Origin of the sequence: Streptomyces sp. NPDC020845 (genome assembly GCF_044334165.1) — a bacterium.
GTDB lineage: Bacteria > Actinomycetota > Actinomycetes > Streptomycetales > Streptomycetaceae > Streptomyces.
This window is the reverse complement of sequence record NZ_JBIRSJ010000002.1, coordinates 240,199-258,963: the sequence shown is the minus strand read 5'-3', so window position 1 is coordinate 258,963 and position 18,765 is coordinate 240,199. Positions and strand designations below refer to the sequence as shown.

The window sequence follows — 18,765 nt, the reverse complement described above, 5'->3', positions numbered from 1 at the left end:
TCACCCGCCCGCAAGGAGCAGCCACCCATGGACCACGCCTCCCCGCAGCCCACGACCGCCCTGCCCTACGGCACCCCCGAAACCCCGCGCGTCGCGGTCCGCGGCGAGGCCCGCCTCGAAGTCGACCCCGAGATCGCCCACCTCGGCATCACCGTCAGCGCGCGCGGCAGCGACCGCCGCACCGCCCTCGAAGACCTCACCCGCCGCAACGCCCAGGTCCTCGACCTCGTGAAGTCCTACGGCCAGGCGGTCGAGAAGCTGGAGACCGGCGCTTTCGCCATCACCCCGCAGCTCACCGCCAAGGGCCGTCACGAGCGCATACACGCCTACCACGGCCGCGTCCACCTCTCCGTCACCATCGCCGACTTCACCGCGCTCGGCGAGCTCAGCACCCGCCTAGCCGACCTGGAACTCACCCAGGTCATCGGCCCCTCCTGGGCCCTGCGCCCCGACTCGCCCGCCCACGCCGAGGCGCGCCGCCAGGCCGTACGGGAGGCGGTCCAGCGCGCCCGCGAATACGCGGGCGCGCTGGACGCCCGGCTCACCGCCCTCGTCGAGCTCGCCGACCTCGACTCGGAGAACGCCAACCAGCCCTACCCCGTCGCCTACGCGGCGGCCTCGCGCTCCGCCGGCTACGGCGGCGCGCCCCAGGCCGCCCCCGCCCTGGACCTCGAACCCCAGCGCCAGACCGTATACGCGCAGGTCAACGCCCGCTTTACGATGTCGCCCCCGCAACTTTGAGCGACCCGCGCATGGACGTGCGCGGGTCATATAAACCGCTCATCGGAGCACGCCCGCGCACGTTTCATTAGTTGTCGACGACCGGCCACCTAAAGGCCATGGGGGAGTGGCTGGTTCCCGGTTCTTTACCCGCCGGTAAGTCATAGGCTCGCCGCATGCGCCGAGCAAAAATCGTCTGTACTTTGGGGCCAGCAACCGACTCGTACGAGCAGATCAAGGCACTCGTCGAAGCCGGAATGGACGTGGCCCGCTTCAACCTCAGCCACGGCACCTACGCCGAGCACGAGGAGCGTTACCGGCGAGTCCGGAAGGCCTCGCTCGAAACCGGTCGCAGCGTCGGCATCCTCGCCGACCTTCAAGGTCCGAAGATCCGTCTCGGCCGCTTCCACGAAGGCCCCGTACTCCTTGAACGCGGCGACGAGTTCACCATCACCGTCGAACCCATCGAGGGCGACCGCCTGCGCTGCGGTACCACCTACAAGGGCCTGGCCACCGACGTCAGCCGGGGCGAGCGCATCCTCGTCGACGACGGCCGGGTCACCCTTGAAGTTGTGGACGTCGAGGGCCCCCGGGTGCACACCATCGTCATCGAAGGCGGCATGGTCTCCGACCACAAGGGCCTCAACCTCCCCGGAGTCGCCGTCTCCGTCCCGGCGCTCTCCGACAAGGACATCGAAGACCTCCGCTGGGCGCTGCGCACCGGCGCCGACATCATCGCCCTGTCCTTCGTCCGCAACGGCAACGACGTCGTCGACGTGCACCGCGTCATGAAGGAAGAGGGCATCCGGCTCCCGGTCATCGCCAAGGTCGAGAAGCCGCAGGCGGTCGAGAACCTGGAAGGGATCGTCGACGCCTTCGACGGCATCATGGTCGCCCGCGGCGACCTGGGCGTGGAGATGCCGCTGGAGCAGGTGCCGATCGTCCAGAAGCGCGCGATCAAGCTCGCCAAGCGGAACGCGAAGCCGGTCATCGTCGCGACCCAGATGCTCGACTCCATGATCGAGAACTCCCGCCCGACCCGCGCCGAGGCATCGGATGTCGCCAACGCGGTCATCGACGGCACGGACGCGGTGATGCTCTCCGGCGAGACCAGCGTCGGCAAATACCCGATCGCGACGGTCAAGACCATGGACCGCATCGTCGCCGCCGCCGAAGAGGACCTCCTCACCAAGGGCCTCCCCCCGCTCACCGAGCGCAACAAGCCCCGCACCCAGGGCGGCGCGGTCGCCCGCGCGGCCGCCGAGATCGGCGACTTCCTCGGCGCGAAGTTCCTGGTCGCCTTCACCCAGAGCGGCGACACCGTCCGCCGCCTCTCCCGCTACCGCTCACCCATCCCCCTCCTCGCCTTCACCCCCGAGCCGGCGACCCGCTCCCAGCTGAACCTCACCTGGGGCGTGGAGACCTTCCTCGGTCCGATGGTCGACTCCACGGACGAGATGGTCGCCCAGGTCGACGAGGAGCTGCTACGGATCGGCCGCTGCCAGAAGGGCGACCTCGTCATCATCACCGCCGGCTCCCCGCCCGGCGTCTCCGGCTCGACCAACCTGGTGCGGGTGCACCACATCGGCGAGGCGGACTTGAGGTAGGGGGCTGATTTGGGCCGGGGTACGGAGTGCTGGGTGCGCTTCAGTACTTCGGCCCGATGCGGGTGTCCATGAGGGCGACGGAGGCGCGCTTGGCGACGGAGATGTTCTTTACCGTGCGGTTCTGGTGTGTGGGTTTCCACTCGACCCCGACCGTGTCGAGCGCGTCGGTGAAGAGCTTGATGATGTCATCGGACGCGTTCGTAAAGAAGTATCTGGGGTATTCGTAGCGCTTCTGTGCGCCACCGACACGCTGCGTCGTCCAATATCTCGGCGGCGTCGATGAGTCCGGGCCATGAGTTGCTGCACGCGATGGAAAGGCTGGGAGCCCGATGCTTGCGGTAATGGATGATATGGCCATCGCCGAGGTACAGGCCGAGCAGGTATACGTATGCGGCGGCAACGTCCGACAGATGCCCCTCAGGCGAGCATCTAGGGCATTCTGCATTGCGCGAAACAGGTTCAATGTTGATCTGCCACCGACGGATCGCGGATCGCGATATCCCGGTCTGCCTGCTTACGGAGTTGAGGCTGCGTCCCTGGGCGACGAGAGCGAGAGCGTGCTTGCGCGTTTCAAGATCGTACACACTGACGAGCCTGGCTGGCGTTCGCCCGCCAGACGCCCGTTCGAAAGAACGTTCACGTTATCGAGTGAAGGAGTGACGATCCGGTGGTGACCTTGGAATCGAAGGAAAAGTGCCCCGGGTCGGACTCGAACCGACACTGTATGGGTTTTGAATCCATTGCCTGCTGCCAATTGGGCTACCGGGGCTTGCGGTTCGAAGGTCACCAACGACCCGCTGCGCATCCACCCTACCGCAGCTAGGTAGGCTCGTGGTGCCCCACCTGTTAAGGAGCGAGGAGCACATTGAGCACCACTGACGCCCCCGACGCGCAGTCGCACGTCCCCCCGCACACCACCCGCGTGGTCATCGCCGAGGACGAGGCCCTGATCCGCCTCGATCTCAAGGAGATGCTCGAGGAGGAGGGGTACTCCGTCGTCGGCGAGGCGGGCGACGGCGAGACGGCCGTCGCGCTCGCTCAGGAGCACCGTCCTGACCTGGTGATTCTCGATGTGAAAATGCCGGTCCTCGACGGGATCTCCGCCGCCGAGCGGATCGCCGCCGACCGTATCGCCCCGGTCCTCATGCTCACCGCGTTCTCGCAGCGCGAACTCGTCGAGCGGGCCCGGGACGCGGGGGCGATGGCTTACCTCGTGAAGCCGTTCAGCAAGAGCGATGTGGTCCCGGCGATCGAGATGGCCGTCTCCCGCTTCACGGAGCTGAAGACGCTGGAGAAGGAGGTCGCCGACCTCGCCCAGCGCCTGGAGACCCGCAAGCTGGTGGACCGCGCCAAGAGCATTCTGCAGACGCAGTACGGGCTGACGGAGCCCGCCGCGTTCCGCTGGATTCAGAAGACCTCGATGGACCGCCGGCTGTCCATGCAGCAGGTGGCCGAGGCGGTCATCGAGGACGCGGCGGAGAAGAAGCAGCAGCAGTAGTAGCAGCGGCAGGGGCGAGCTCGCCGAGGAGCGCTCGTACGTCCTCGGCCTCCGCCGCCCCCAGCCGCTCGTGGATGGCGAGCGCTTCGCGCCAGCACGCATGGGCGCGGTCGGCGTGGCCGAGCTCCGTCAGAGCCCTGCCGAGGACGGTCAGGACGGTGGCGCGGCGCCATTCGCCGCCGATGACGCCCGTCGTAAGTGCCTGCTCGGCGTGCGCGGCGGCCTGCGCCGGGCGGCGCATGGCCAGGTGGGCCTCCGCCAGCCGGTAGTGGGTGGTGCCCTCCCAGAGGCGCTGACGGCTGTCGCGGAAGTGGCCGAGCGCGTGCGTGAGTTGCCCGACCGCTTCCGGGTCGTGCCCCGCCGCTGTCAGTGCGACTCCCAGGGCGTACTTTCCGCCCGCGAGGCGCGAGGTGAGTCCCAGGCTCTCGTATAGCGCGACTCCCTGCCGAGCCAGCTCGACTGCGCTGGCCATACGGCCCAGCGTCAGGTGGACACGCGACAGGTTGACCAGCGTCCCCGCTTCGCCCGGCCGGTCGTCGGCGGCCTGGAAGGCCTCGATGGCCTGGCTCAGATGGGCCTCCGCCTCCCTGACCAGCCCCAGGCTGAGCGCGGTGGTGCCGCGCTGGTTCAGGAGGTGGCCGGCGATACCGAGGTCCTTTGCCGCCAGGCCGGCGGCCATGGCGTGCCGCGCCTGCTCGTCTGCCTGCTCGTAGTCTCCGCGCAGGCTCAGCGCCCGGGACAGCGCGGTCCGGACGCGGCCCTCGGCCTGGAGGTCCCCGGCGGCCACTGCGGCCTCGCCGAGCGCGACGGCCACGGCTTCGTACTGTCGGGTGTGGGCTCCGGACTCGGCGAGGTCGGAGGTGGTCAGCAGGAGATCGGCCGCGCGGCGCAGCGCCGTGTCGGAGGCGGGGGCGGCCGCGGTCTGGGCGACGCAGGCGAGCAGGCAGTCGGCTTCGCCGTAGAGCCAGTCGAGTGCGGCGGTCCGGTCCAGGAAGTCGAGGCCGGGGTGGTCGGTGGGCGTCAGGTGGTCGACGAGGCGGTCGCCGGGCCGCTCTTGGGCGTAGGCCCGGGCGGCGGTCGCGAGGTAGAAGTCGAGGAGCCGGGAGAGGGCCGCCTCCCGGTCCTCCGGCGGCTGTTCGTCGCGTTCGGCGCAGGCCCGTGCGAAGAGGCGTACGAGGTGGTGGTAGCGGTAGCGGCCGGGGGCGGCGGAGTCCAGCAGCGAGGTGTCGACAAGGGACTCCAGCGCGTCCTCGGTGTTGTGCACGTCCATGTCGAGCAGGGCGGCTGCCGCCGGGAGGGAGATGTCCGAGCCGTCCGCGAGCCCGAGCAGCCGGAACGCGCGGGCCTGGTACGGCTGCAACTGTCCGTAGCCCAGCTGGAAGGTGGCCGTGACTGCCAGGTCGCCCGCCCGCAGTTCGTCGAGCCGCCGCCGTTCGTCGGCGAGCTTGGCTGCCAGGACGGACACGGTCCAGGTGCGGCGCGCGGCGAGCCGGGAGGCGGCGATGCGAATGGCCAGGGGCAGAAACCCGCAGGCGGCCACCACGTCCAGGGCGGCCTCGCGCTCTGCGCGCACCCGTTCCTCGCCGACGATGCGGGTGAAGAGGGCGAGTGCTTCCTCGGGGCTCATGACGTCCAGGTCGACCAGGTGGGCGAACGCCAGGTCGACCATGCGGACGCGGCTGGTGATGATGGCGGCGCAGCCCTCCGTGCCCGGCAGCAGTGGTCGTACCTGGGCGGCGTCGTGGGCGTTGTCGAGGAGGACCAGGACACGTCGGCCGCCGAGGAGGGAGCGGTAGAGGGCGGCGCGGTCCTCGATGCCGTCAGGGATGTCGGGGTCGGGGGTGCCCAGGGCGCGCAGGAAGGAGGCCAGCACGGTCTCGGGGGCGGCGGGGGTGGGGCTGCCGCCCTGGAGGTCGACGTACAGCTGTCCGTCGGGGAACTGCTGGCGCACGGCGTGCGCCAGGTGGACGGCGAGTGTGGTCTTGCCGACGCCGCCGATCCCGGCGACGGCCGAGATGGCCATGATCCTGCCATCGGCCGTGGCGAGCTGTTCGCTGAGCTCGTGGACGAAGGCGGCGCGCCCGGTGAAGTCCGGGACGGTCGCGGGGAGTTGCGCCGGAACCGGCGGCCCGGGAGCCGGGCTGTGTTCCGCGGGGGCCGCGAGGGCCGAATCGGCCTGGAGGATGCGCTGTTGCAGATCGCTGAGGTCCGCTGATGGGTCCACGCCCAGTTCTTCGGCCAACAGCCGCCGGGTGTCCGCGTAGACGGCCAGCGCCTCGGCCTGCCGTCCGCTGCGGTAGAGCGCCAGCATCAGCAACTCGCGCAGCCGCTCGCGAAGCGGGTGCGCGGCGGTCAGCGCGGTCAGTTCGGAGACCGCCTCTGCGTGGAGGCCCAGCTCCAGGTCGAGGTCGAGCCGCGTTTCGAGGAGCGAGAGGCGCCATTCCTCGAGGCGGATGCGCTGGTTGTCCGCGTACGGACCCGGCAACCCGGCCAGCGGTTCGCCGTCCCACAGGGCCAGCGCCTGGTTGAGCAGGTCGCGGGCGCGGGTGATGTCCCCGGCGTGCCGCGCCCGCTCCGCCTCGGGGGCCAGTTCGGTGGCCACGTCGACGTCCAGCGCCCCGGCCTCGACGCGGATGGCATATCCGCCCGATGTGCTGACCACGACGTCCGGCCCCAGCGCCTTTCGCAGCCGTGAGGCGTAGGTCCGCAGTGCGGCGACGGCTGCGTGGGGCGGTTCCTCGCCCCAGAGGGCGTCGATCAACTCGGGCGCGGTCGCTGTCCGGCCGCCGCGCAGCAGCAGCGCGGCGAGCAGCGCCCGCTGCTGTGGTGAGCCGGTGTTGACCGGCTCCTCGCCTCGCCGGACCCGGACCGGTCCGAGCACGGAGAAGCGCAGCTGTTCGGAGTGGCCCGGTCCGCGGAGCGCGATGGCGGGCGGAAGTGGGGCGGGCGGCTGGGGGGCTGGGGGAGCGGGTGCCGGGGAGGGGGGCTCGGGCGGGGTCTGGGGCGCGGGTGTGGGCCGGCCCTTCGCGGCGGGGGCCAGCGCGCGCAGGACGTCCAGCGCCTCCGTCGTACGGCTCGCCTCGTGGAGGGCCTGGGCCAGTTGGGTGCGGAACGGTTCGTGGTGGGGGTGTTCGTCGGCGAGTGCGCGCAGTTCGGGGATGACCCGGCCGGGTCGGCCGAGCCGAAGGTCGGCCTCGATGCGCAGGGACAGCGCCTCCAGGCGCTCGGCTTCCAGCCGCCGTGCGGGCACGGCGAGGCGGGAGTTGGCGGTGACGCCGGCGAGGGCGGGGCCGCGCCACATCTTCACGGCGGTGGTCAGCAGGTCGTGGGCGCGTTCGTAACGGGCCTCGGTCAGCTGGGTTCTGGCGTCGTCGAGCAGCGCGGTGAACCGGAACAGGTCCACGTGCTGGGGGTCGATCAGGAGGGTGTAGCCGATGGGGTGGGTGGCCAGCAGGCCCTGTCCGGTCTCGCCCGCTCGGGAGAAGTCCCGGCGCAGCCGGCTGGCGTAGGTGTGCACTTGGGCTCGGGCGGTGGCCGGCGGGGAGTCGCCCCACAGCTCTTCGGTGAGCGTTTCCACGGGGACGGGCTGTCCGCTGCGGAGCAGCAGGGAGACGAGGAAGGTGCGGGCGCGTATCGAGGTGGGGGTGACGTCGGTGTCGTTCACGAGAAGTTCGACGGGGCCGAGGAGCCGCGCTTCGGTTCTCATGGGGCGGCTCCGGCGGGGCCGACGCCGTGGGCGACGCCGACGCCGTGGACGAGGCTGTCGCGCTGTTCGAGGAGCGCGGGGGCTCGCAGGCCGTATTCGCGCTCCCAGCGCTCCAGCTCATCGGTCACCAGCCGCAGGGCGCGGGTGTGGGCTCCGGTGGCGTGCAGGGCGCGGGCGAGCAGGACGACGATGCTTTCGTCGCCGGGGTGGTGGGTGTGGAGGTCCTGCAGTTCGGCCGTGGCGCGGGCGGCGGCGCCGAGGGCGAGCAGCGCGGCGGCGCGGCGCTTGCCGAGGTCGAGGCGGATTTCGGCGAGGCTGAGGCGGACGCTGCGGACGTAGGCGGAGGGCTGGAGGTCGGAGACCGGCTCGCCGCGCCACAGGTTCAGCGCGGTGTCGTAGCGGTCGAGGGCGATCTCGTTGTCGCCGTCGCCCTGGGCGGCCTCGCCGTCCTCCAGGAGGCGGCGGAAGACGAGCACATCGACGGTCGCCGGGGCGGTGTGCAGGACGTAGCTCACCTGGTCGGGGGCGTGTCCGGGGTGGGTGACCAGGCGGGGACCGTCGGTCGTCCCATCAGCGAACTGCCGCAGCAGCTGGCGCAGATGGTGGATGTGGACGTGGATCGCCTGGGTGGCCGAGGCGGGAGGCGGACCCGCCCAGATGCGCTCACGCAGCGTGGCGATGGTGACGGCCTGTCCCGGCGAGAGCAGCAGGATGGCGAGCACCGCCCGCCGCTGTGGGGGGCCGATGCCGATGTCCTCGCCGTCGTGGGCGGCCTGTACGGGCCCGAGAAGCCCGAATCGGAGGGATATCGCCCTCACTCCTCCCGTGATTGGCGATCGATGAAAGCCAGCCTAGCAGTACGCTTAGTGGGCGTTAAGTGAGTAGAGAGCAGACGCAGAGCGGAAAATGGTGGCGTACGGGGGAACTGCCAAGGAAGCTGCCTCATCGGGACGTTCATCAATCGATTATTGGCGGCGGGCACTCTGATTGAGCAGTGCGCTTGCGACATGCCTAGTCCAGCGTGCGCTCAGGCAGGGCCTCCGGGGGTGGTAGCCCGGGGTGCCCTGTCTTGTTGTGCTTCCAGGTAACTCTGGCCTAACGGGGGTTACTTCGGCTACCGTCGTGTCCAACTCGCCGCGTGTCGTGCGTGATTCCGGGCTCTCCTACCAAGAGCCTGCGTGGAGTCCTTCGCGTCCGTGTGCCGAGAGCTGGACTAGGCAGAGTCGAAGGAGCGTGTGCTGCGGTGTATCCGGATTCCCTTGTGTGGTTGCTGGCCGGGGTCGTGGTGATCCTGGCCTTCTTCGTACTGGTCGGCTATGTGGCCAGGGTGCTGCGGACGGCGCAGCGGCTGCCCGGGGTGATCAGCGCGCTCGGGGTGTTCGTCGGGGTGCTGCCGACGATCCTCTACGCGCTGTATCGGGTGGTCGGTGTGGCCTGAGCCAAGGGCTGTTGGCTCTTCAGGATGAGACGAGGGCCTGTCCGTACCGTCACGGTACGGACAGGCCCTCGTCGCGTCTGGCGGGCGCGGGCGTCAGTCCTCGCCCAGGTATGCCTTGCGCACCGACTCGTCGTGCAACAGCTCCGAGCCGGTCCCCGACAGCACGATATTGCCGATCTCCATCACATGACCCTGGTCCGCGAGGGACAGGGCGGCCTGGGCGTTCTGCTCCACGAGCAGGATCGTGGTGCCCTGGGCCTTCAGTTCGGCGATGGTCTGCATGATCTTCTGCATCATGATCGGGGAGAGGCCCATGGAGGGCTCGTCGAGCATGAGCAGCTTGGGGCGGGACATCAGGGCGCGGCCCATGGCGAGCATCTGCTGCTCACCGCCGGACAGGGTGCCCGCGGCCTGGGAGCGGCGCTCGCCGAGGATGGGGAAGAGGTCGTACGCCTTCTGTACGTCGGCGGCGATGCCGTCGGCGTCCTTGCGCAGGAACGCGCCGAGTTGAAGGTTCTCGGCGATGGTCAGGCGCGGGAAGATGTGCCGGCCCTCGGGGGAGTGGGCCAGGCCCAGGGCGACGATCTTGTGGGCGGGCACCCCGTTCAGCGGCTTGCCCTCGAAGCGGATGGAGCCGCCGAGCGGCTGGAGGAGGCCCGACAGGGTGCGCAGGGTGGTGGTCTTGCCCGCTCCGTTGGTGCCGATGAGGGTGACGACCTGGCCGGCCTCGACGGTGAACGAGATGCCCTTGACGGCCTCGATCTTGCCGTAGGCGACGCGCAGGTCCTCGACCTCGAGCAGTGCGGTCACTGTCCGTCCTCCGTACGTGCTGTGGTGCTCTTCGGGGTCCCGCTCGGCCCGGTGCCCTGCTGCGCCTCGGCCGCCTCGACCTCGGCGACCTCGTCGCCGCCCGGCTCGCCCTCGAAGGGGGTGCCGATGTAGGCGGCGATGACGCGCTCGTCGCTCTGGACGACGTCGGGGGTGCCCTCGATGAGCTTCTGGCCCTGGACGAGCACGGCGACCCGGTCGCAGAGGTTGAAGATGAAGCGCATGTCGTGCTCGATGACGAGGACGGCGGTGCCCTGGTCCCGGATGGCGAAGACCAGTTCCTCGGTGGCCCGGGTCTCCTGCGGGTTCATACCGGCGGTGGGCTCGTCGAGGAGGAGCAGGCCGGGGTCGCTGGCCAGGGCCCGGGCGATCTCCAGCTTGCGCTGTTCGCCGTAGGGGAGGTTGCGGGAGAGGTGGTCGGCCTTGTCGGCGAGGCCGGTGAACTCCAGCAGCTCCATGGCGCGTTCCTTGGAGGCGGCTTCGGCGCGTTTGAAACCGGGGCCGCGCAGAAGGGCCGACCACAGGCCCTCCTTGGTGCGGGTGTGGCGGCCGACGAGCACGTTCTCCAGGACGGTCATGTTGGCGAAGAGCCGGATGTTCTGGAAGGTGCGGGCGACGCCGGCCTGGGTGACCAGGTGGGGCTTGGGCGGCAGGACGCCGCCCTTGTAGGTGACGCTGCCCTCGGTGGGGACGTACAGCCCGGTCAGGCAGTTGAAGAAGGTGGTCTTGCCGGCGCCGTTGGGGCCGATGAGGCCGACGATCTCACCGGAGTTGACGGTGAGGTCGACGGAGCGTACGGCGGTCAGTCCGCCGAAGCGCATGGTCACGCCGCTGGCGCTGAGCACGGGAGAGGTGGTGGTCGTCATGTCTGTCACGCCTCCGCCTTGGTGACGCCGACGGCGTTGCCGGAGAGCTGGGGCTGGTCGGGGACGTCGAGCTGGCCCGTCTCGTGGTATTCGAGCTGCTGACGCCGGTTGGGGATGATCCCTTCGGGGCGGAAGCGCATCAGGAGGATGAGCGCGATGCCGAAGGCGAGGAGCTGGTAGTCCTGGAGGAATTCCAGCTTCTTGGGGATCAGGAACAGGAGCGTGGCGCCGAGGAGGGGGCCGCCGATCGTGCCCATGCCGCCGAGGATGACCGCGGCGAGCAGGAAGGTGGAGTTGGGGGGCACGGGTCCGGCGAAGACGTACTGCTCGGGCACCACGGTGGTCTGGACGTGTGCCCAGACGGTGCCGGCGATACCGGCGAGGGTGGCGCCGAGGGCGAAGGCGATGAGCTTGACGCGGAAGCCGTTGATGCCCATGGCGGTGGCGGCGGTCTCGTCCTCGCGGATGGCGACCCAGGCGCGGCCGATGCGGGAGTTGCCGGCGCGGCTGAAGACGAGCACGACGACGACCGTCACCAGCAGCATCAGCAGGAAGTAGTTGGCGTTGGAGTCGAGCGTGCGGCCGAGGACGGTGTGGTCTTCGTCGAAGTTGAAGCCGAAGATCTCCAGCGGCGGGATGTTGGGGATGCCGTTGGGGCCGTTGGTGACGGAGGGGCCGGAGGTTCCGTCGAGGTTCATCATGGCGATGCGGAAGATCTCTCCGAACCCGAGGGTCACGATGGCGAGGTAGTCGCCGCGCAGCCGCAGGGTGGGCGCGCCGATGACGACGCCGAAGATCAGGGAGACGACGGCGCCCGCGATGACGGCGGCCCAGAAGGGGAAGTGGACGTCGATGGTGGAGGAGGTGGCTCCGGAGACCAGGGCGGCGGTGTACGCGCCGACGCCGAGGAAGGCGACATAGCCGAGGTCGAGGAGGCCGGCCAGGCCGACCACGATGTTCAGGCCGAGGGCGACGGTCGCGAAGATGAGGATGTTGACGCCGAGCTCGGTGTAGCTGGCCTTGTCCTGGGTGAACGGGAAGGCCACCGCGGTCACCAGGGCCGCGAGGAGGGTGACGGAACGGTACTTCGCGGTGAGCGCGCCCATGCGGGCGACGATCCCGGCCTTGAAGAGGGCGGCGGCGGCGAATCCCACGGCGATCAGATAGCCGAGGAACGGCTCGGGGTGGTCCGGGTCGGTCTGGATGCCGTAGTTGACGACGTAGAGCCCGATCGCGAAGACGGCGGCGATGATCAGGATCTCGGCCCAGGAGGGCAGCTCCGCCGGGCGCTTGAGCGGCCGGGTGTCGTTCGGGATCAGGAGGGCCGCGAGGGGGATCGCGCTGCCGATGGCGGCGACCCAGGCGCCGGGTTCCCAGTTGGCCAGGCCGCCGAGGTCGACTGCGATGGCGATGACGGTGAACCAGGTGGTGGCGAAGGCGCCGAGGGCCATCAGCCGCAGGGCCTGGGTGGAGCCGGCGGGGGTGAGCCAGCGCAGTCCGCGCAGGTCCATGGAGGCGAGCGCGAAGACGGTGGTGAGCAGGCCCAGCACCAGGGTGAGGATCTGCAGGCCGCCGGGGTAGCCGTTGAAGGTGAGGTCGCCGGGGAACTCGTCGGTCCAGGTCCAGGCGAGGAAGGTGGAGACGAAGGTGGCGAGGCCGCCGACGGCGGTGATCGCGCGCAGCATGGTGGCGCGTCCGTCCGTGGGGGTGTTCTCACCCGTGGTCTTGCTGGTGTCGGTGCTCATGTGTGGTCCCTCCTCACGCCCGGTCCGCCACGCGTTCGCCGAGCAGGCCCTGTGGCCTGACCAGCAGAACGACGATGAGCAGGGTGAAGGCCCAGACGTCCTTCCAGGCGCCGCCGCCGAGCTGTTCCATGCCGGGGATGTCCTGGATGTACTTGATGGCCAGTGCCTCGGCGATACCGAGCACGACTCCGCCGAGCATGGCGCCGTAGATGTTGCCGATGCCGCCGAGGACGGCGGCGGTGAAGGCCTTGAGGCCGGCGATGAAGCCCATCTCGAAGTTGATCTGGCCGTACTTCAGCCCGTGGGCCAGCGCGGCGACGGCGGCGAACGCACCGCCGATGGCGAAGGCCATCACGATGATGCGGTCGGTGTTGATGCCCATCAGCTTGGCGGTGTCGGGGTCCTGCGCGGTGGCCTGCATGGCGCGTCCGGCGCGGCTCTTGGAGACGAACAGGCCCAGGGCGAGCATGCACAGCGGGGCGGCTATGAGGAGGAAGACATCGCCGCGCTGGATGTGCAGATTGCTGAAGATCTCCAGGGACTTGCCCTCGAACTGGGGGAAGCTGCGCGGCTTCTTGGCGTCCGGGTAGAAGGCCCACACGGCCTGCTGCAGCGCGATGGACAGGCCGATGGCGGTGATCAGGGGGGCGAGCCTGGGCCCGCCGCGCAGTGGCCGGTATGCGAAGCGCTCTGCGGCGGTGGCGATGGCCACCGAGGCGACGACTCCGCCGATGAGCATGAGGGGCAGGGCCAGGGAGAGCGCGGTGCCGCTGGGGAGCCAGATGTAGATGGTGAGGGCTCCGAAGCCACCGATCATGAAGATCTCGCCATGGGCGAAGTTGATGAGCTGGACGATGCCGTAGACCATGGTGTACCCGATGGCGATCAAGCCGTAGAGGGCGCCAAGGGTCAGGCCGTTGACCAGCGTTTGCGGCAGTTCGTGCACCGCAGGGCCTCCGATGAGCGTGTCGGATATGACACCGCGCGGGGGCGCTGTTGCGCCTCCGCGCGGCTGGGGGTTGGTGCTTGCGAGGCAGTCCTGGGGGTCAGTCCTTGAAGGTCCGGCTCGTCGCGTCCGTCCAGGCGCCCTTGACGACCTTGTAGACCGTGAGCTGCTTGTTGGTGGTGTCGCCGTACTCGTCGAAGGAGACCTTGCCGGTCACACCGTCGAAGGAGACCTTGTTCAGGGCTTCGGTGATCTTGGCGCGGGCGTCGTCGGGCAGCTTGCCGTCATTGTCGTTCACCACGGCCTTGACGGCCTGGATGATCGCCCAGCCGGCGTCGTAGGAGTAGCCGCCGTAGGCCGCGTAGGGGTCCTTGTAGCCCTGGGCCGCGTAGTCCTTGACGAAGGCCTTGGCGGAGGCCAGCTTCTCGACGGGGTAGCCGACGGAGGTGGCGTAGTCGCCGTCGTTGCTGGTGCCCGAGGCCTTGATGAAGGCGGGGTCGTAGATGCCGTCGCCGCCCATGATCGGGACGTCCGCCCCGGCCTGCTTGACCTGGTCGGACAGGAGGCCGCCCTCGGGGTACTGGCCGCCGAAGTAGACGGAGTCGGCGCCGGAGGACTTGACCTTGCCGGCGATGCCGGAGAAGTCGGTCTCCTTGACGGTCAGGTGGTCGGTGCCGACGACCTTGCCGCCGAGGCGCTGGAACTCCTGGGCGAAGATCTTGGCGAGGCCGGCGCCGTAGGTCTGCTTGTCGTCGACGACGAAGACCTTCCGCTTCTTGGCGTCGTTGTAGTAGTACTGCGCGGCGAAGCGGCCCTGGATGACGTCGGTGGTCGCGGTGCGGAAGTAGGTCTTGAACGGCCGGGCCTTCTTGCCGGAGGCCCAGTCGTCGCCCTGGCTGAGGGCCGGGTTGGTGTTCGCGGGGGAGACCTGAGCCAGGTCGGCCTTGGCGAACACGCCCTGCATGGACTGGGCGACTCCGGAGTTCAGCGGGCCGACCATGCCCAGGATCTCGTCGTCGTCGACCATCGAGGTGGCGTTCGTCTTTCCGGACGAGGGCACGGCCTGGTCGTCGAATTCTTTGATCTTGAAGGTGACGCCGGGCACCTCGTTGTTCTTGTTGGCCACCTTGGTGGCGAGGTCGACCGAGTTCTTGATGCCCTGGCCGAGGGCGGACAGGGAGCCGGTCAGCGGGGCGTCGACACCGATGACGACGGTGGTCTTCTTGTTGTCGCCGTCGCTGCTGTCGCTCTTGTCGCGCGACCCGCAGGCGCTGAGGGTGAGTGCGCCCGCGGTGATCGCGGTCGTGATGATGAGCAAGGAACGGTGTCGCACGAGGAATCCTTTCCCTGGCCGGCCCCCTACTTCTGGGTGCCGTGTCCTCGCCGGAGGTCTGAAACGGCCGTCGGATGCTGGGTTAACACCCGACGACGTGGTGACTGGCTGTGACTCTAAGCGCGTCACGCAGCGGGTGGCAGAGGTGCAGGCCATGATGTGACTGTCTTGTTATGCCACAAGTCACCGGGGCGTGTTCGTGTAGCGGAACGTAAGGGATGAATCGGGCATATGGCAGTAATCTATGCGGTCCGGATACTGAGAATCTGCAGTTCCGCTAAGCAGTGTGGGGGGCTGGCGATGAATGTGCGGACCGACGTGCGATCATGTACACGAAAAGATCGACACTACAGGTCTCCGTCTAAGTCAATACCTAGTCTTGCATTGCATGAATGTTACGGAGTGTTACGCCCGTCGGTCATGACGGCGGGCGCCAGTTCTCCGAACTGTGGGTCGCGCCGCGCTCGTCCGTGCAGCGCCGCAGGGACTCCCGCCTGATCAGCTCTTTGGCGGCGGCGGTGCCGCGCCGCCCGCGCTCCGCGCGCGCTGCGTGCACGATGTCGTCGTAGATCTCGTACTGCTGGTTGGACATCCCCTTCTGCTCCCAGTCGAGCCCGGCCCATCTGCTGCCCAGCAGGTCCTGCTCGGCCCAGTACGAGATGAGGTTGAAGCACAGCCGGACCGGCGAAGTCGCCGGGGCGGTGGGGGCGTTGGCCGAGGTGTGCGGGGCCGGCGCCGGGTGGGACTCCGGCTCGGCGCATGCGGTCGCGGCCGCGGCGAGCGTCAGCGCGAGGGCGCAGGCGGCGGCGGGGCGGATGCGTGTACGGGTCGATCGGCTGGTCGATGCCCCCATGGGGAAACGGTAGAGCCGCTCCGGCGGGCGGGCAACGGCCTTGCGCGCGGGGGCCGTTCGGGCCGCGGGGCGGGGGCGTGCGGGGGCTGTGTGTGGGGTCGGGGCCGGGCGGGTCCGGCGAGATGGCCGGTGGGGTGGTCGGCCCGCCCGGCGGCCGTCAGTGCCCTCAGCGCGCCGAGCCGTCCTCGGGTAGGTTGGTCAGTGCCTCGAACATTCCGGATGAATTCACCTCGCGCAGCATGCACGTCAGCCGGGCCGTGCAGACGCGCCGGTCCTGTTCGTCGGTGATGACGATCTCGTACGTGGCGGTGGAGCGCCCCCGGTGGACGGGCGTGGCGACGCCGGTCACCAGGCCGGAGCGGACCCCGCGGTGGTGGGTGCAGTTGAGGTCCACACCGACGGCGATCTTGGCGCTGCCGCCGTGGAGCATCGAGCCGACCGAGCCGAGGGTTTCGGCCAGTACCGCCGAGGCGCCGCCGTGCAGCAGCCCGTACGGCTGGGTGTTGCCCTCGACCGGCATCGTGCCCACCACGCGGTCGGCGGAGGCCTCGAGGATCTGCACGCCCATGCGGGTGCCGAGGTGCCCGGCGGAGAACAGCGCGGGGAGGTCCACGCCGAGCGCCGCGTACTCGTCGATGACCTCTTGCGGGAAGGTCGCACCGGTCTGCTCGCCCATGGGGTCCTGCTCCATTTCGCTCGGGTGTCCTGCCGTCGTTGTGTCGATGGCCGAATCCTGTCAGGCCACTGAGCAAACGCTTAGGCGGGGTGGGCTTGTTCCAGGCGGACCACCACGGACTTGCTGGCGGGGGTGTTGCTGGTGTCGGCCGTCGAGTCCAGCGGGACCAGGACGTTGGTCTCCGGGTAGTAGGAGGCGGCGCAGCCGCGCGCGGTCGGGTAGTGGACGACCCGGAAGCCGGGCGCGCGGCGCTCGCTGCCGTCCGTCCACTCGCTGACCAGGTCCGTGTACGAGCCGTCGGCGAGGCCGAGCTCACGCGCGTCGTCGGGGTGGACCAGCACCACGCGCCGGCCGTTCTTGATGCCCCGGTAGCGGTCGTCCAGGCCGTAGATGGTGGTGTTGTACTGGTCGTGCGAGCGGAGGGTCTGCAGCAGCAGCCGGCCCTCGGGCACCCGCGGATACTCGACCGGCGCGGCGGTGAAGTTGGCCTTGCCGGTGGCCGTGGGGAAGCTGCGGGAGTCGCGCGGGGCGTGCGGCAGCGCGAAGCCGCCGGGCCTGGCAACCCGGGCGTTGAAGTCGTCGAAGCCGGGGATCACGGCCGCGATGCGGTCGCGGATCGTGCCGTAGTCCTTCTCGAACTCCTCCCAGGGGGTGCGGCTTTCGGCGCCCAGCACCCGCCGGGCCAGCCGGGCGACGATGGCGGGCTCCGAGAGCAGCCCGGGGCTCGCGGGCGTAAGGCTGCCGCGCGAGGCGTGCACCATGCCCATGGAGTCCTCGACGGTGATGAACTGCTCGCCGCCGCCCTGCAGATCGCGCTCGGTGCGGCCGAGGGTGGGCAGGATGAGCGCCCGCGCGCCGGTGACCACATGGGACCGGTTCAGCTTGGTGGACACATGGACGGTGAGCCGGGCGCGGCGCATCGCGGCCTCGGTCACCTCGGTGTCGGGGGAGGCGGAGACGAAGTTGCCGCCCATGGCGAAGAAGACCTTGGCCTGGCCGTCGCGCAGCGCCCGGATGGCCCGTACGACGTCGAAGCCGTGCTCGCGGGGCGGGGCGAAGCCGAACTCCCGCTCCAGGGCGTCCAGGAAGGCCGGGGCGGGGCGCTCGAAGATGCCCATGGTGCGGTCGCCCTGCACATTGCTGTGCCCGCGCACCGGGCAGACCCCGGCGCCGGGACGGCCCACATTGCCCCGCAGCAGCAGGAAGTTGACGACCTCCCGGATGGTGGGCACGGAGTGCTTGTGCTGGGTCAGGCCCATGGCCCAGCACACGATGGTGCGTTTGGAGGCGAGGACCATCGCGAGCGCCCGGTCGATCTCGGCCCGCTCCAGGCCGGTGGCGCGCAGGGTCTCGTCCCAGTCGGCGGCGCGCGCCGCGGCGGCGAACTCCTCGAAACCGTGGGTGTGCTCGCGGACGAACTCCTCGTCGACCGCGCCCGCGCCCGCGCCGGGGGTGGTCTCGGCGGCCTCCAGGATCAGCCGGTTCAGGGCGCGGAAGAGGGCCTGGTCGCCGCCCAGCCGGATCTGCAGGAAGAGGTCGGTGAGCGCGGTGCCGCCGCCCACCAGGCCGCGCGGGGTCTGCGGGTTCTTGAACCGCTCCAGGCCCGCCTCGGGCAGCGGGTTGATGCTGATGATCTTCGCGCCGCCGGCCTTGGCCCGCTCCAGGGCGGAGAGCATCCGAGGGTGGTTGGTGCCCGGGTTCTGGCCGGCCACGATGATCAGATCGGCCTGGTGGAGGTCGTCCAGCAGCACGCTGCCCTTGCCCACGCCGAGGGTTTCGGTCAGCGCCGAGCCGGAGGACTCATGGCACATGTTCGAGCAGTCGGGCAGGTTGTTGGTGCCGAATTCACGGGCGAAGAGCTGGTAGAGGAAGGCGGCTTCGTTGCTGGTGCGCCCCGAGGTGTAGAAGACGGCCTCGTCGGGGGAGGCGAGGGCGGTCAGTTCCCCGGCGATGATGTCGAAGGCGCGCTCCCAGGTCACCGGCTCGTACGACTCGGCGCCCTCGGGCAGATACATCGGCTGGGTGAGGCGGCCCTGCTGGCCGAGCCAGTAGCCACTGCGGGTGGCGAGGTCGGCGACGGGGTGGGCGGCGAAGAAGTCGGGGGTGACGCGGCGCAGCGTCGCCTCCTCGGCGACGGCCTTGGCGCCGTTCTCGCAGAACTCGGCCTTGTGGCGCTTGTCCCCCTCGGGCCAGGCGCAGCCGGGGCAGTCGAAGCCGTTCTTCTGGTTGACCTTGAGGAGGGTGAGCGCGGTGCGGCGCACGCCCATCTGCTGCTGGGCTATGCGCAGCGTATGGCCGATGGCGGGCAGCCCGGCGGCGGCGTGCTGTGGGGCGGCTACCTCGGGTGCGTCCTGCACGGGATCGCCCGCGGGCGGCTTGGCTGCCATGTCGCTCTCCCTTCGTGCTCTGCGCGCGCTACGTGTCTTACGCGCCCTACGCGCTCGGATGACGCGCTCGGACTTCACTCCGACCCTTTCACGGAGCAACCGATCCTTTCATGGCGCACCTGGTTCTCGGACGGGAGGCGGGGAGCGTTGTCGGTGGGGCGT

At 69.8% G+C, this 18,765-nt stretch carries 14 protein-coding genes, 1 tRNA gene and 1 pseudogene; 4 read left to right on the top strand and 12 right to left on the bottom strand.

Annotated features, from left to right (window positions below; all coding sequences use genetic code 11):
- Positions 1-27 precede the first annotated feature (27 nt).
- Entirely contained in the window at positions 28-741 is a 714-nt protein-coding gene (locus tag ACH4U7_RS05060) for an SIMPL domain-containing protein (protein ID WP_398526638.1), read from the top strand.
- 155 nt (positions 742-896) lie between these two features.
- The gene (pyk, locus tag ACH4U7_RS05055; protein WP_398526637.1) at positions 897-2,327 is read left to right on the top strand and encodes a pyruvate kinase; all 1,431 of its coding nucleotides are present in this window, start codon (positions 897-899) and stop codon (positions 2,325-2,327) included.
- A 40-nt stretch (positions 2,328-2,367) separates the two neighbouring features.
- Here the strand turns inward: pyk and ACH4U7_RS05050 are convergent.
- A pseudogene (locus tag ACH4U7_RS05050) lies at positions 2,368-2,911 on the bottom strand (transcriptional regulator).
- Positions 2,912-3,021: 110 nt separating this feature from the next.
- A tRNA-Leu gene (locus ACH4U7_RS05045) sits at positions 3,022-3,096 on the bottom strand.
- A 96-nt stretch (positions 3,097-3,192) separates the two neighbouring features.
- Between ACH4U7_RS05045 and ACH4U7_RS05040 the strand changes: the two genes are divergently transcribed.
- A complete protein-coding gene (locus ACH4U7_RS05040) occupies positions 3,193-3,825 on the top strand; it encodes an ANTAR domain-containing response regulator (RefSeq protein ID WP_014180542.1) in 633 nt (210 codons plus the stop codon).
- Here the strand turns inward: ACH4U7_RS05040 and ACH4U7_RS05035 are convergent.
- Together ACH4U7_RS05035 and ACH4U7_RS05030 are read right to left on the bottom strand one after the other, a co-directional pair.
- Positions 3,788-7,531: a BTAD domain-containing putative transcriptional regulator gene (locus tag ACH4U7_RS05035; protein ID WP_398526636.1), complete on the bottom strand. Its 3,744-nt coding sequence runs from the start codon at positions 7,529-7,531 to the stop codon at positions 3,788-3,790. The two genes, ACH4U7_RS05040 and ACH4U7_RS05035, sit on opposite strands and share 38 nt — an antisense overlap.
- Positions 7,528-8,349 carry a BTAD domain-containing putative transcriptional regulator gene (locus ACH4U7_RS05030; RefSeq protein ID WP_398526635.1) on the bottom strand — a complete coding sequence of 274 codons (822 nt, stop codon included), beginning with the start codon at positions 8,347-8,349 and terminating at the stop codon, positions 7,528-7,530. The genes ACH4U7_RS05035 and ACH4U7_RS05030 overlap by 4 nt, the downstream gene beginning before the upstream one ends.
- A gap of 425 nt (positions 8,350-8,774) precedes the next feature.
- Here ACH4U7_RS05030 and ACH4U7_RS05025 point away from each other — a divergent pair, with 425 nt between their 5' ends.
- Complete coding sequence (locus ACH4U7_RS05025) at positions 8,775-8,969, top strand: hypothetical protein (protein WP_089511369.1); 195 nt, start codon at positions 8,775-8,777, stop codon at positions 8,967-8,969.
- A gap of 93 nt (positions 8,970-9,062) precedes the next feature.
- Here ACH4U7_RS05025 and ACH4U7_RS05020 read toward each other — a convergent pair whose 3' ends face one another.
- From ACH4U7_RS05020 to ACH4U7_RS04985, 8 genes are all read right to left on the bottom strand, one after another.
- The gene (locus tag ACH4U7_RS05020; protein ID WP_398526634.1) at positions 9,063-9,779 is read right to left on the bottom strand and encodes an ABC transporter ATP-binding protein; all 717 of its coding nucleotides are present in this window, start codon (positions 9,777-9,779) and stop codon (positions 9,063-9,065) included.
- Positions 9,776-10,663: an ABC transporter ATP-binding protein gene (locus tag ACH4U7_RS05015; RefSeq protein ID WP_398526994.1), complete on the bottom strand. Its 888-nt coding sequence runs from the start codon at positions 10,661-10,663 to the stop codon at positions 9,776-9,778. Before ACH4U7_RS05015 ends, ACH4U7_RS05020 begins: the two co-directional genes overlap by 4 nt.
- Before the next feature lie 5 nt (positions 10,664-10,668).
- A complete protein-coding gene (locus tag ACH4U7_RS05010) occupies positions 10,669-12,408 on the bottom strand; it encodes a branched-chain amino acid ABC transporter permease (RefSeq protein WP_398526633.1) in 1,740 nt (579 codons plus the stop codon).
- Positions 12,409-12,421: 13 nt separating this feature from the next.
- Positions 12,422-13,354 carry a branched-chain amino acid ABC transporter permease gene (locus ACH4U7_RS05005; RefSeq protein ID WP_089511365.1) on the bottom strand — a complete coding sequence of 311 codons (933 nt, stop codon included), beginning with the start codon at positions 13,352-13,354 and terminating at the stop codon, positions 12,422-12,424.
- 100 nt (positions 13,355-13,454) lie between these two features.
- The gene (locus ACH4U7_RS05000) at positions 13,455-14,687 is read right to left on the bottom strand and encodes a branched-chain amino acid ABC transporter substrate-binding protein (protein WP_398526632.1); all 1,233 of its coding nucleotides are present in this window, start codon (positions 14,685-14,687) and stop codon (positions 13,455-13,457) included.
- 418 nt (positions 14,688-15,105) lie between these two features.
- Positions 15,106-15,540: a hypothetical protein gene (locus tag ACH4U7_RS04995; protein ID WP_398526631.1), complete on the bottom strand. Its 435-nt coding sequence runs from the start codon at positions 15,538-15,540 to the stop codon at positions 15,106-15,108.
- A 166-nt stretch (positions 15,541-15,706) separates the two neighbouring features.
- Entirely contained in the window at positions 15,707-16,216 is a 510-nt protein-coding gene (locus ACH4U7_RS04990; RefSeq protein WP_398526630.1) for a hotdog fold thioesterase, read from the bottom strand.
- Positions 16,217-16,296: 80 nt separating this feature from the next.
- Positions 16,297-18,603, bottom strand: coding sequence for an FdhF/YdeP family oxidoreductase (locus tag ACH4U7_RS04985; protein WP_398526629.1), 2,307 nt, complete (start codon positions 18,601-18,603; stop codon positions 16,297-16,299).
- Positions 18,604-18,765 lie beyond the last annotated feature (162 nt).